General features: G+C 34.6%; 5 protein-coding genes. 2 read left to right on the forward strand and 3 right to left on the reverse strand.

The window, feature by feature from the left end; all coding sequences use genetic code 11:
- Window positions 1-101 precede the first annotated feature (101 nt).
- Window positions 102-3,374, forward strand: a complete 3,273-nt coding sequence (locus tag VOI25_RS09730) for a glycosyl hydrolase (protein ID WP_323788875.1) — start codon at window positions 102-104, stop codon at window positions 3,372-3,374.
- A 143-nt stretch (window positions 3,375-3,517) separates the two neighbouring features.
- Window positions 3,518-4,066 (forward strand): DUF4251 domain-containing protein, encoded by a 549-nt coding sequence (locus tag VOI25_RS09735; protein ID WP_323788876.1) that lies wholly within the window; start codon window positions 3,518-3,520, stop codon window positions 4,064-4,066.
- 26 nt (window positions 4,067-4,092) lie between these two features.
- Here the strand turns inward: VOI25_RS09735 and VOI25_RS09740 are convergent, their stop codons facing one another.
- The 3 genes from VOI25_RS09740 to VOI25_RS09750 form a co-directional block, all read right to left on the reverse strand.
- The gene (locus tag VOI25_RS09740) at window positions 4,093-5,094 is read right to left on the reverse strand and encodes a type IX secretion system membrane protein PorP/SprF (RefSeq protein WP_323788877.1); all 1,002 of its coding nucleotides are present in this window, start codon (window positions 5,092-5,094) and stop codon (window positions 4,093-4,095) included.
- A 31-nt stretch (window positions 5,095-5,125) separates the two neighbouring features.
- Complete coding sequence (locus tag VOI25_RS09745; RefSeq protein ID WP_323788878.1) at window positions 5,126-13,348, reverse strand: T9SS type B sorting domain-containing protein; 8,223 nt, start codon at window positions 13,346-13,348, stop codon at window positions 5,126-5,128.
- A gap of 73 nt (window positions 13,349-13,421) precedes the next feature.
- The gene (locus VOI25_RS09750) at window positions 13,422-15,905 is read right to left on the reverse strand and encodes a PorP/SprF family type IX secretion system membrane protein (protein WP_323788879.1); all 2,484 of its coding nucleotides are present in this window, start codon (window positions 15,903-15,905) and stop codon (window positions 13,422-13,424) included.

Genomic DNA, 15,905 nt, shown 5'->3' on the forward strand with positions numbered 1-15,905 from the left:
TTCATTTTGAAGCTGCTTTTTTGTTTGTAATTGATTGACTTTTAGTTTTAAAAACAAATTACTTTCTTATCTTTAGATTCTTATTAAAACTAATACTAAAAATGAAAAAATCAACCTTTATTTTTGTGCTTTGTGCTTTGTTTTGTTTGCAATCTGTAGTTGCACAAAAAACCAAGAAAGAAGACAAACAACCTCTAGATGAAATTAAAATTGACGGATTAAAATGGCGTAATATTGGTCCATCTTTAACCTCAGGGCGAATATCAGATGTAGCAGTGAATCCTAACAATCATTTCGAATATTATGTTGCTGCTTCAGCTGGAGGTGTATGGAAAACAGTTAATTCTGGAGTTACTTTTACTCCAATCTTTGATAACGAAGGCTCGTATTCAATTGGAGCCATTACAATCGATCCCAATAATACCAATGTGATTTGGGTTGGAACTGGTGAAAATAATAACCAACGTTCTGTATCCTATGGTGATGGAGTGTACAAATCTATTGATGGAGGAGCTACTTGGAAAAACATGGGTTTAAAAACGTCTGAGCATATTGGAAAAATCATTGTTCATCCAGATAATTCCGACGTTGTATTCGTTGCAGCAATTGGTCCATTATGGAGCAAAGGTGGTGAACGTGGATTATATAAAACTACTGATGGTGGAGATAATTGGGAAGCCGTTTTAACTGTTGATGAACATACAGGTGTTAATGATGTGGTTATGGATTTAACAAATCCTGATGTGTTGTATGCTTCAACATTTCAAAGAAGACGTCATGTGTATACCTATGTTGGAGGAGGACCAGGTTCTGGACTTCATAAAAGTACAGATGGTGGGAAAACTTGGATTGAAAGTCAGTCAGGTTTGCCAACGGTTGAATTAGGTAGAATAGGCTTGTCTATTTCGCCTGCTGATCCAGAAATTATTTACGCTATTGTAGAAGCTGCTGATGGTAAAGGAGGTTTTTTTGCTTCCACTAACAGAGGTGCTTCATGGGACAAAAGAAGTTCTCATAGAACGAGTGGGAATTACTACCAAGAAATTATTGCAGACCCAGTAGATCCTAATACAATATATTCAATGGATACTTGGATGTCTGTAAGTCATGATGGTGGTCGTTCTTTTAATGGTGTTGGTGAAGTTTTCAAACATGTCGATAATCATTGTATGTGGATAAATCCTAATAATAATCAACATTGGTTAGTAGGTTGCGATGGCGGAATGTATGAAACATTTGATGCTGCTAAAACTTGGGATTTTAAAGAAAATATTCCTGTTACTCAGTTTTATAAAGTTGCAGTAGATAATGATTATCCGTTTTACAATGTTTACGGAGGAACTCAAGATAATTTTAGTATTGGTGGACCGTCAAGAGTCTTAACTAATCACGGAATTACTAATTTCGATTGGTTTATTACCAATGGAGGAGATGGTTTCGAATCACAAATAGATCCTGAAAATCCTAATATTGTATATGCGCAGTCTCAAAATGGGTACTTAGTTCGTTTTGATAAATTAAGTGGAGAAATTGTAGGTATTCAACCTGCTGAACGCGATGGGGAAGATGCGTATCGCTTTAACTGGGATTCGCCTTTAGCGGTGAGTAAACACAAATCTGGACGATTATATTTTGCAGGTAATAAAGTATTTCGTTCTGATGATTATGGAAACAGTTGGAACGTGATTAGTGAGGATTTATCAAAACAAATTAATCGAAATACTTTAAAAGTATATGATCGAGTAGTGAGTATTGATGCTGTTGCTAAAAATGGATCAACTTCTTTATTTGGAGCTGTTGTATCGTTATCAGAATCTCCAATTGACGAAAACTTATTAGCCGTTGGAACTGATGATGGACTGGTTCATATTTCAGAAAACGGAGGGAGTTCTTGGCGCAAAATATCTAATATAGCAGGAGCTCCAAATCTATCATATGTAAATTCGGTTTACCTGTCTAAGCATGACGTAAATGTTATTTATGTTGCTTTTAATCATCATAAATATGGCGATTTTAAACCTTATGTGTTTAAATCTTCAGATAAAGGTATGACATGGACAAGCATAAGTTCTAACCTGCCAAAAGGAAGTGTGTATGCCATTGAGGAAGATCATGTGGACAAAAATTTAATTTTCTGTGGAACCGAATATGGTGCGTTCTTCTCACCAAATCAAGGACAACGTTGGAAAGAATTATCTGCTGGATTGCCAACAATAGCAGTTAGAGATATTACGATTCAAGAACGAGAAAGTGATTTGGTTTTAGGAACATTTGGAAGAGGTTTTTATGTGCTTGATGATTATTCTGCATTACGCACAATTGAAAATAGTAAGCCTTCAGAAAAAGCTATTTTATTTCCTATTCGTGAAGCGCTTAGTTGGGAACGTAGTTCGCCTTTAGGATTACCAGGAAAATCATTTCAAGGTGATAACTTTTTTACAGCCGAAAACTTAGGTCCTGAAGCAATGATTACCTATTACTATAACGAAACTTTTAAATCTTTAAAAGAAAAACGTTCAGAAAAAGAAAAGGAGCTTATAAAAGGTGAAAAAGATACACCATATCCAAACTATAATGAATTAAAAGCAGAAGGAGATGAGGCCGATGCTCAACTTGTGTTTACTATAAAAAATAGTGCTGGTACCGTTGTTAAAAAGGAATTTAAAGCGCCAAAAGAAGGCGTTCAACGTTTTCATTGGGATTTAAGATATACGCTTCCAAATCCTATAGATTTAAGTACACCTTCGTTTTATAATCCTTGGGCAGCAATTGATGAAGGTACTTTAGTGGAGCCAGGAACTTATACGGTTCAAATGGATATGTTTAGTGATGGAAAAATGACGTCTTTAGTTGGACCAAAATCATTTTCAGTAAAAGCATTGAAAAACACAGTGATGCCTGCTGATGATAGAGCTGCCAAAGTAGCTTTTCAGAAAGAAGTAGCACAACTTGAAGCTGATTATGCAGCAGCACAAACCATTATGGACGAGACAAATAATAAGTTGCGTTATATTAAGGCGGCTATTAAACGTTCTGAACAATCGTATGAAACATTAACGGCTTCTGTTCTTGCCATTGAAGATAAACTGCAAGCCTTAAACATTGAGCTTTATGGTGATTCTGTGAAAAGGAGATTAGATGTTGATCAACCACAATCACCAGCAAATCGAATAGGTATTATAAGTTACGAACAAAAGTATTCTACATCTGCACCTACAGAAACACATAAAAACAGTTTTGCTATTGCTAAAAGGCAAATTGGTGCAATCAAGACTAAGGTTGAAGCTGTTTATAATGTTGATATAAAACAATTAGAACAAAAACTAATTGCGTCTGGAGCACCTTACACTCCTGGAAGAGGTTATAAAAATTAAGAATCTTAATTATTTAGATTGATTATTAAAGCAGCTACTTATTATTGTAGCTGTTTTTTTTTTTTTTTACTGTTAAGGTTTTTAAAAAATGTCAACTTTTAAGATAGATTTTTTATATCTTATTAATTCGAATCAAGACGCAGATGAAAACGATTAAAACCTACATATATTTATTCGTCATTTTAGTGATTTATGCTTGTGGTTCTAGTAAAACAGAAGTTACTTCTGAGCAGTTATTGGAATTAGACTTACTAGTAAATAATAAGAACTTTGAAATTATTTCAGACAAGGCTTATCCTCATTCAATAAGGTCTATCAATCGCTTACAAAACTTAGGCTTAATTAGACCTGGAAATAGTGTTAGTCGGATTAATTTAAGTGGAAATTCTAATTATTTAAAAGTAGTAGGTGACAGTGTTTATGTTGAGCTTCCTTATTTCGGTGAACGTCAATCAAACGTTGCTTATAATGGTTCTAATAGCTCAATAAGCGTAGAAAATGTAATGCAAAATTATAAAGTAGAGAAAAATGTAGATGGTAACTATTTTAATATTTCCTTTGATGCCAAAAATCAAACAGAAACATTTAGTTTTAGCATTAGTGTATATCCAAATTTGGACACTACGATTTTTTTAACCAGCACTTCACGTTTTTCAATTAGATATTCTGGTACTTCAGAACCATTACAATGATGTTAGTTCAAGATTACAAATCTTTTTTATCTATTAGTTCCATTGTTTCTATGCTTTCTATAACTTGTACCTCTTGTACAAGCACATTCACTTATACCTTGAAGTAAATCGATACCAATAGTAATCATATGTGTTCCTGAATTAAAACTAGAAAGATCATTCATGGTTATTTGATAAGCATAGGCAAAGTAAAAACCGTTTTTCATTATACCTGCCATTGGTCCAACATTTAATGGTTGAAAAAATTGGTCGTTCAAGAAACGGTAAGAACCACCTACCCAATAATAATCTCCATCTCTATTAAACTTTCTATATTTAAAGTTAACATCAGTACTTGAGCGATTATCGCTATCAAACATCTGATAAAATATTGAAGGTTCAAATTCAACACTATTATTTTTTTTAGGGGAAAATATATAACCAGTATATGCTTGATAGTTTAATAATTTACTCGGTTCTAAACCAATAAAATCATCAAGGTCTTTACTCAGGAAATTATTTGCATTAAAACTGAAATAGAAGTCTTTGTATCGATATAAAAAACCAACATCAAAGTTGTTATTTGAGATGGCTCTATCGCCAGTAATACTTGGATCAACTATTGGTGTACCATCACCATTGTCAAAATCTTCAATCGCTATTCTAAAACTATTGATGTTATAAGATAAACCAAAAGATAGAAATTGTTTTGATGTATAATCCAATATTAAATGATGCGCATACGAGAATTTCACACCTTTTTGAATGGTGTTACCGTTTCTATCGTTATAAGCCGATATTCCAACACCAGAACGACTAGCGATTCTGAAATCAGCATAAACCGATTGATTATCTGGAGCATTTTTAATTCCTACCCATTGCGTTAATCCGTTCGCTCTTACTTTTAAATTATCTCCAATTCCTGCATATGTTGGTGAAATAACAAAACTATTATCTGCCAAGTATTGCGTCCAAACTGGTAAATTTAATTCTTGTCCATAACTTGAAGTAAAGACTAAAAAGAGAATATATAGTGTAATTTTTTTCATTGTCATTAATTTTATAATTCCTAAAGAATCATTACCTGTAAAGAGTGAAATGTCCGACATACTGTTTAGCCGAAATTGGACTATTTGGGTTAACTACATACCAGTAATCACCTGTAGGTAATTCTGTGCCATTATATCTTCCGTCCCAATATTCACCTACATTGTAAGTTGCAACCTTACGACCATATCTATCAAAAATATCGAATGTGAGGTTTGGGAAATCTTCAGTACATTCTGGTCCCCAAGTATCTGCAGTACCATCTCCATTTGGAGTAAAGTAATTTGGAATACAAGGACCTATAATGATAATCTCAATAGAAGCAATAGCTTCACAACCAGCACTATCTTCAACTCTAACAGTATACGTGCCTTCTTCAGTTACAGTAAATACATTAGTATCTCCATAATCTTCACCGTTTAGATAGAATGTGTAAATACCAGTTCCACCAGTCGCATTTGCAATAATTTCACCTGGTTCTTCTCCTTGTGTTAGTACTAGCTCTAAAGGTTGATAAGATTCAATATCAAATAATTCAGTGGTTTTTATACAGCCATTTGTATGTCTTACATCAATATAATGACCAATTCCAGGAGCAACATCTGTAAAAGTGTTACTCAATTGAAAAGGACCTCCATCTAATGAATAATCTAATTGTGAAGCGTCAATTTCATCTCCAACTATACTAACAGTTACTGTATTTGAAAGTGTATCATTTTCGCAAAGGAATTCAACCTCAACTAAAGGTTCAAAGGAAATCGAATCTGGGAAGGTGATATTCCATTCAGTTTCACAGCCTTGTGCATCACGCACATAAACAATATGATCGCCTCCACTTAATCCCGTGAAATCAAATACTGTTTGTCCCAAACTTCCAGTTGTATATGTGCCATTATAATCATCTAAGCTTACGCTGTATGGTAACGTTCCACCAGAAATGTCTATGCTAAACTCACCATTATTTTCTCCTTCACAAGTTTCTTCAAACATCGAGTTAGGAACAATACTTAAAATGACTTGTTCTGGATTTGTAAGTGTGAAATCGAAAGTGACATAACAACCTAAAACATCTTGTACAATTACATTATAAGTTCCAGGTGCTAAATTTTCAAAAACATTAGTTTCAAAAAACTGATTCAATTGTGGAGAAATAGCGTATTTAATTGTGCCAGTTCCACCAGTTGCATTTATGACTAGAATACCATCTCCATTTCCACTACATGTAATATTACTTACTGTAAAGTCTACTGATAAAGGCGCAGTAGGTTCTGTTATTGCAATTGGAGCAGAAATTGTTTCACAATCTCCACTTTCAACTGAAACAATATAAGTCCCAGCAACTAATTCAGTAAAAACTCCTGGACTATTCTGAGTTGCAGGAATTGTGGTTCCTGTTGCATCTTCCAATGTATAAACATAATTTCCTAAACCTCCTTGTGCAGTTGCAATTATACTTCCAGTATTATCACCCGAACAATTAATTGTTGGATTAGTTGATTCTAAATTAATAAGCAATTCAGGAAGTGGATCAATTGTAATTTCGTTAGAAACATTAGCAATACATCCATTTAAATCTCTAACATAGTATTGATAGGTTCCATCTGAAACCGTAAATGTTGTAGATGAACTAAATGCACCCAAAACTGTACTGAATGAACTGTCTGTACTATACTCGTAAGTTCCTGTTCCTCCTGAAGCACTTAAAGTAAGTGTCGATTCAGTTAAACAAGTTTGGGTTGTTGCTGTTACTAAATTCGCTTGAATTGGAGTAGGTTCTGTTATTACAATATCTGTCGATGTTAATACACAACCAAGGCTATCTGTAATAGACACGGAATAGGTTCCAACTCCTAAATCACTAAAGACATTTGAAGTTTGTGGTCCAGATGTACTCGCCGTTGGTAGAATAGTATTAAGTGTATAAAGGTATTCCGTTCCTTGTCCACCAGTAATATTGTTTACAGTTATACTTGCGTTTTGATCTCCAAAACATGACAGTACAGTTGTACTCGGATTGAAAGTTGCATTTATCGGACTTGGTTCAATTAAAATAACATTAACTGAAGCAATACAGCCTTCAGCATCTCTTACATTAACTGTATAATTTCCAGCTGATAAATCTGTAAACGTTCCATTAGATGAAAAAGAAACAGTAGCATCTCCAGTTAATTCATATTCATAAGTTCCCCAGCCACCACTTGCAATTGCAGTAATGGTTCCTTGACTATTATCACATGTTACATTAGATGTTTCTGTAGCTATAAGTGATAAAACTTCAACAGGAGATGATATGATAACATTTGAAGTTACTGAGCAAAATGGACTTTCGGTTTCGGTGATTACTACAGAATAAGGTCCTGCAGACATTCCTGAAACTGTTATTGGATTTGTTGATGTATTAGCATTTATAATTCCAGTAACTGAAGTTCCTAGACTATCAAATACTTCATAATCATAGGCACCTGAATACCCATTAACATCAATTTCTATAGCTCCTGAATTATCTCCGAAGCAAGTCACTAGACTTGGCGTTAAAGTAACCATAGGTGGAATTGATTCGGAAACAGAAATAGTTACCTCGTTTGTACAAGAGGTCACAGTATCTGTTACAGTAATAGTGTAAATTCCAGGTGGTACTCCGGAAAAAATATTTCCAGTTAAGTTGATGGACGCTGGATTCGGACTTATACTATAAGCATAAGAACCAGAACCATTGGAACCTGTCACTGTAATTTCACCATCATCATTACTACAGGTTGTTTGTGAGGTAATATCTGCAGAGATTTCGATAGGAACTGGAATATCTATAGCAACTAAATTGCCACAACCATTCACATCTTGTATTTCAATCGTATGTGCTCCCGAATTTAAATTTGAAATTGTAAAAGGCACATTTTGAGTCTGAAAAGCACCTCCATTTATACTAAAACTATAAGGTGCAATTCCAGCAGTATCTAAGTTAATATCTATTTCAAAATTTCCTTCAGTTACAGTACATAGATTATTTACAACTGCTGATATTACTGGAGTAGCATCCATAGGTAGAACTACAACAGGACTAGTTTGAATACAACCATAAGCATCTATAACGTGAACATAATAAGTTCCAGCATCTAAATTGAAAACACTTGCTGAAGCCCAATTGGCATCAGTAGGAAGTGGCGTAGTAGCAGTAGTGGTAATTTGATATTGATAAGGAGCTGTACCATTTTGCGCAACAGCACTAATTACTCCAGAATTTACATTACAATTTGCATTTTGATCTAAAGAAACTACTAAGTCTAAAAGAAAAGCAGATTCAGTAATATTAAAAGGAGCAGTTACAACACCACAACCTGAATTTGGTCCTGAGGTTTCTGAAATAGAAACAAAGTAATTTCCAAAAGGTAAAGGTCCTAAATCAGTTACTACAAGTGAGCCACCAGCAGGAACAATTCCTGAACCAGTAACACCTGTTGTAACTAAACCTAATGAATCAAATATTTCGTAATCTACAGTAACAGGAATTCCGTAAATACTGTTGATGGTAAAGGACACATTACCATCAGCACTGCCAGTACATGTAATATTATTTGAACTTATAGCATTTAATGTTAATGTAGAATTGGTTGGAATTGGCGTCGTCGCAGGTTCATAATAGCTGCAATTTGTTGAAGCATCATAAACTATGAATGTATAAGTGACACCAGGAGTTAAACCTGTAAACGTTGCTGTTTCACTACCAGGTGAGTCTTCAGCAGTCCACGTTCCAATTGGAGGAGGTGGAGGAGGAATAAACCCTTGATAGATATTAAAAAAGAAAGGCCCTGAACTACTTAATGTTGAACCAACGCTTACAACAGCTTCACCACCAGCAAGACAATCTACTGTAGCAATAATAGAAATATCTAAATCTGTAGGAGGAGAAGCTACCAATACATCTTGAACGAGCATTGAACAACCATTGGCATCAACAACATTAATTTGATATAATCCAAAATCAACAACATCAAAACTTATAGAAGTAGATCCTGAAGTATTAAGTTCTGAATTAGAATATCCGTTTGTTCCTGTAACAAAATAATTATATGGTGAGGTTCCACCAGTTACCGAATTTATTATCACAGAACCTTGGGATACACCACCAGCAGTACAAGTAATATCCACTGTTGTGAAATCTAAAACAATTGGATCAGGTTCGTTTATTAAGATTGTTTCAGTCGCAGTACACGATTTAGCATCTGTTACTGTAATTGTATAAGAACCAGCTGGTAAACCAGAAGTTTGAGTTCCGTAATTTGTTCCTGTGGAATCATTATTAATATTGATTACAAAAGGAGGTGTTCCAACTGATGTGTCAATGGTGATTTCCATTGCGCCAGTTTCATCTCCATTACATTGTATGTCTTGCGTTAAAACAACAAGACTTAAATCTGGTAATGAAATAGGATTTACAGTAATAACTGTTGATTCTGCAGTACATCCGTTGGCATCTGTAATTTCAAATTGATATGTTCCAGCAGAAGCTGTTGTATAACTAAAGGTTGCTCCTGTTGCTCCTAAGGAGGAATAAGCACCACCATTTATTGATACAGAATATGTATAAGGTGAAGGTCCTGAAATGGTTCCAGTAATTATAGCATCTGGTGACGCAGTACAATTTAAATCTTCAGCTAATATGACATTTACTGTAGGCGTTGGTATTGGGTCAATTGTATACGATTCACTGTAAATACAATCGTTCTCATCTCTTACTTGAAATGTGTAAGTTCCAGGTTCTAATCCTGAAAATATATTAGACGATTGATATGGAGTCGCATTTGCAGTTGGAGCAATAATTTGATATTCAAACGTTCCAGTGCCACCAGTTACTCCTGTAATAGTAACAGAAGTTGTATTAGTCGGACAGGTAATAGGTGAATTATCGAAGGTTAAATCTGTTGGTGGATTTAAAGGGTCAATCGTAATTTCATTTGTAACTGCTGTACATGAATTTGCATCTTGTATTGTAATCGTATATGTTCCAGCGGTTAAATTTGTAAAGCTATTACTCGCTTGAAAATTAAGCCCATCAATACTATAAGTATAAGGCGCATCTCCACCAATAACACCAGTAACTGTTATTGTCCCGTTTGAGCTACAGGTATAATCTGCAGTAAGTTCTGCAGTACCAGAAATAGCATCTTCCTCTAAAATTGTAACCGTTTGAGGAATAGTGTCACAAATTGTTGCTCCAGTAGAATACTGAACTACAACATCATAGTCTCCAGCTGCAAGTCCAGTAAATGTATTAGAGTTGAAGAAGGTAGAACCTCCATCAATACTGTATTCTATAATAAAACCATTTGATGCTGTTACATTTATTGTAATTGAACCCGTATTGCCGTTTGATGCACATGTAATATCTGTTGTCGCAATATTGAAAGCAGGTTCAGGAATCGCATCAACGGTTATTGACGTACTCGCGCTACAGTTGTTAGAATCAACAACTAAAATATCATAAACTCCAGGAGCTGTCACAACTATTTCTGGAACAGTTTGAAAATCAGTTGATCCATTAATAAAATAGAAGTAAGGTGCAGTGCCTCCAACAGGATAAATTGTAATTTCACCATCTGCACATGTTAATGGAATGGTTATCGCAGCAGTAACTGTTAATAAAGGTGGATCGATAATGGTAATGTCTTCAGAATAAGTACAACCGTTTTCGGTTTCCACTGTTGCAGTATACGTTCCAGGATTTAAGTTTTCAAAGATGTATGTGTTTTCTAATATTGGTCCGACACTATTGACCAATGTTGCGCCTTGATATAAAGCATAAGAATATTGTGGGTCTACATCATTAGCAGCTAATTGTATGCTTCCTAAATCGCCATTACAAAGTGGTTGTAGTATTGTTGTTGATACCGTAAAATCACGATCTCTAATCAATACATCAAGTACTGTAAATACACATGGATTTGTTGGAACTCCAATTTGTCTTACATATACTGTATAATTCCCAGCCGTGTTAACAGTAAACACATTACTAGGTTGAAAGTTCACATTATCTAAACTATACTCATAGCCAGAAGGCACATCATATACTGTAATGCTTCCAGGAGTAGTACATATAATATCTGTTGCAATAACAGTTGGTTCCAGCAAGTTTTGATACACATTGAAATAGAATTGTACAAAACACCCACCTTCATAATTAATGGTTAATCTGAATTGACCTGCAGCATTGACCAAAAAGTCTGGACCAGTACCAACTTGATTCCAGGTACAAGAATTGTCTTCATTTGCACAATCTGGATTAGTAACCGCAGCACAACTCGTTTCATCTAATTGTTCCCAAATGATTGATGATGCACTTGATATATTTGTTTCAATAAACCTTGTGTCATTAGCACCACATAAAAAGATATTTGGTAATAGTTTTCCATCGTTCGGACAGGTTACAACTTCATCTGCATAAGGAATAACTGGGTTTGTTATGGTACCTCCAAAGAGCTGAACGATATATTCTTGCTCAATAGATTGGCAAGGTGCAATGGCAGTATTAAACGAATAATAAGTGCCTGTTGTTGTTACTGTTATAGTTTGAGTTGTTCCTATAACTGGAGTACCTGTAGGGCTTGTAGACCATGAATAAGAATCATATCCATCTGCCGCAGTTAAATCAACACTATCACCACATAACACGATATCTTCTGTAAAAACACAATCAAGATCCGCTAAAAAATTTGTGGCTTGAGGGGACAATAAACAACCAGTATTACTACTTAAACTAGGATCGTCAGTTACGGCGAAATTAGGATTAAAAAACCCATTATAAGACGCAAAGGCTTGATTACTAATAAGATTAGAACACGCATCTGCTAGTTGATTACAAGCATCAACTACTTGTGCTTCAATCCTGATTTCGTAAACAGGATCATTCTCTTCGACTAAATAATCTTCAATAGCAAAAATAATTTCCCTAGTTGCAGGATTATAACTGACAACCGTAACTCCAGGAGGAAGAATTAAATCACTAGGGTAATCGAAAATAATATTGATAGGTAATATATCTCTAATTTGAAAGTTTGTTGCATTATCATTTCCTGTGTTTTGAAAACCTATAACATAGTTTAAAGAAGAACCAAGACCGACTATTTGTCCGCCTATATTGTTTCCTGCGTCATCTTCAACAATTTTTGTGAGCACTATATTTGGTTCTATAATTTCTACGGCAAACGCAAAGAAATATGGGAAATATGTATCACCACTAGTTTCTAACCTGATTGTTCCAGAAGTTGCATCATTGGCAATTACAGAATTTCCTGGATTTGGAATTGCTATAACTCCAGTATCAAATCCTAAGGTATTTGTACTATTGGGTACTCTATTATTAACAGGAAGCGCACTTAACTGAGTCACCGAACTATTAAAAAAGTTTGCAGCTGGCCTATCAGCAGTTGATAAACTAACACCATTAAGACGTAATCGATCACCTAATATTGGACTATCACCTTCTAATGTAGCAAAAGCAAAATTTGCTCTTACTGGAGCGGGAGCAGGAACAGTTCTAAAACCATCAACTGGAATATCTAAATTTGGATTGCCTCCAGCAACACTAATAGCACTGAAACCATCAAAACTAGTTATAGATTTCCCAGGTAAAGTAGGATCTTCGTACACTACAAAAAGTGACCATCCAGCAGATTGACCTGTACCATTATATGGTGTGAAATTCGCAGTTTCACCTTCACCTGATGACACATTAGCGACAGTATAGGTTCCTAAATCTACACCTGGACCAAAACTTGTTACGATATCTGTAACATCTGCGAAACAGGCATAAGAAAAACTATCACCTCCATCAACTGTTGTTCCGTTGGCATCATAGATTATAGTTCCTTGAATATCATTATAGCCACCAACGGGACCTTTAAACTTCACATCAGTAATTGATTCTGATCCTGGATTAACTGCACCCCAATATAAACCAGCATAAATAATTCTGTAACAATTGGGATTTGGAATATCTAAATCAGCACTTGATGAACTAAACGTAGTTGCATCTCCATCAATATCAATGTACATCATATCTACATTATGATTGTATACTGAATTATCATTAAATGCATTATTATCTGGTCCTAGAATATTATTTCCAATAAGGACGATGTCACCTTTTAAATCCTGATTAAATCGAGGCGTGAAAGGTTCATAATTCTGTGAATGCAATTGAAGGCCAAAACATAATAGCATAACGATTATGGCGATTCTAGAAAATGTAGGTCTTTTCATGATACTTAATTTTTTTTAATTCCGTTTTCAACGAGGGCAACGTTAAAAATGAAATTGGGCCTTAGTAATATTTTTAATTTTCAATTTTTACGAGGGACATTTTTTTATTATATGGTTTGTCTCCTTTTGATTTTAATGCTTCATTAGCTTCCTCTATACTGTTGAATTTATCATAATAGATATAATATTCACTAGTATTAACATCATAGAAGAAATCTACATCAGTACGACCAGATGCTACTACCTTAGTTACAAAGTCGTTTCTTTTGTCTTTATCTGTATGAACTGCAATTATTAAATAATAACCATTCTCAACATTTTTAAGGTTTTTAAGAATTTGGATATTACTACTTTGCTCTTCACCAAAATCGAAATCTTCTTCAACAAGAATTGAACTAGCTAAACCTGTCGATTGCTTAATGTTTTTTAAAGCAGCTCTATCTTGAGAATAACGTTCCTCTTCATTATCAAATGCTGCACGTTTAATTCGTCTTCTTCTCTCAAATTCGGTAGCAACCTTAATATCTTTAAGTCTAGTTTCTAATTGAGATTTTGTTGCTATTGCTTCAGCTTGTTCTGTTTTTAGTCGTTTTAAAGTTTTTCTATAGTGTAAGAATACTTCATCATTATAAAGTGTATCTGCTTCAAAATTATCGTCATACAAATCTTGTAACTCATCAATCTTTTTATTTCTGGTTGTAATAATATTATCTAAGTTAGACTTGATAGCATTTAAGGCATTGTTTTCTGCAGTAATACTTTTAAATGGTTTTGGTTGAACAGTAATGCCTTGTTCGCTTAAATCATTTTCCTTTTTTAAATCTTTAAGATCTTTATCTTTAACTCCAACGATGTCATCAAACTGTTTTAATAAATCATTTTGTGATTTTTTGTCATTTTCAGTTTGTTTGGTAATAGCTAACATTGATTTGCCAATTTCATCTTTCGGATTAGTTATTAATTCGTTTTTAGCTTTTTCTTTCGCTTCCTGTTGTGCTTTTTGTTCCGCTAATAGTTTCGCTTGTGCATCAGCTTCTTGTTGTGCTTTTTGTTCTGCTAATAGTTTCGCTTGTGCATCAGCTTCTTGTTGTGCTTTTTGTTCCGCTAATAATTTCGCCTGTGCGTCTGCTTCTTGTTGTGCTTTTTGTTCCGCTAATAATTTCGCCTGTGCGTCTGCTTCCTGTTGTGCTTTTTGTTCCGCTAATAGTTTCGCTTGTGCATCAGCTTCTTGTTGTGCTTTTTGTTCCGCTAATAGTTTCGCTTGTGCATCAGCTTCCTGTTGTGCTTTTTGTTCTGCTAATAGTTTAGCCTGTGCATCAGCTTCTTGTTGTGCTTTTTGTTCAGCTAATAGTTTAGCCTGAGCATCAGCTTTTTGTTGCGCTTTTTGTTCTGCTAATAGTTTAGCCTGAGCATCAGCTTCCTGTAGTGCTTTTTGTTCTGCTAATAGTTTAGCCTGAGCATCAGCTTCTTGTTGTGCTTTTTGTTCTGCTAATAGTTTCGCTTGTGCATCTGCTTCAGCTTTTTTCTCAGCAGCTAATTTGCGATTTGCTTCCGCTTTTTCTTTTGAAATTTTTGAAACTACAGGTTTTCTTTTATTGGTAGAAATTAATCCAGATACTTCGTCACCACTACTATAATCATAGCGATCTCTAATCTTAAATCTATAGGCAAGTGTAATATCATGCGAAGGACCAAAATCTGTTAAATCACCAATAGCTTTTTCAAAGTTGTATTCAATTGCAATTTGTGGTGTGATGTTTAAACCTAATCCACCAGACATTCCGAAGACAGTATTATAACCAACCTGAGCCCAAATCCCTTTAGGAACAGTAAGCATTGCTTGCGCAGAAATAATAGTTTCATCTGTTTTAAATTCTGATCTTAAAAGACCAGAAAATTTGGCTTCATCAAAGAAACCTCTGCTATTCATATATCCAGTATACATTAAATGTGCTTGAATGCCTTGTTCTGGATTGTCTTGTAATAATTCAGACGACTTAAAATTATAAACCGCTAAATTGTTTATTGAAAGACCAATATCTATAAACGCTAAACCGTAATTAATACCTGGATTAATGGTGAGTAATACGTTTTCTGGAATATTTTGCAATGAAGGATCATCAACATTTGAAATCACTTTGCCAGTATTAAGTCCGCTTTTATAGGCACCAATATTAAGTCCGAATGTAAGATTACTATCCCTAGCCATTCTTACGTTATATGCGAAATTTGCTGTACCACCAAAAGTAGTTAATACACCATAATCTTGTTGAAAAAAACCAATTCCTGCTCCAATATTTTCACCAAAACGTCCTGAATAACTCGCTAAATATGTGTTAGGCGCATTATCAAATTGCACCCATTCACGTTTATTAAAAAGACTAATGTATTTATGTTGCTCTCTTACAAAACTAAAAGTTGGATTGATTACAAAACGATTAAAGGTTAAAGAATTTCTTACTGGAAGGCTAAGCGCGACCACTCCATCATCTTCTTGAGAATAGAACATCTGTATAGAACAGATACATAATACTAAAACCAAAAGATGTGTTTTCAT

Origin of the sequence: Psychroserpens sp. (assembly GCF_034670085.1) — a bacterium.
Lineage (GTDB): Bacteria > Bacteroidota > Bacteroidia > Flavobacteriales > Flavobacteriaceae > Psychroserpens.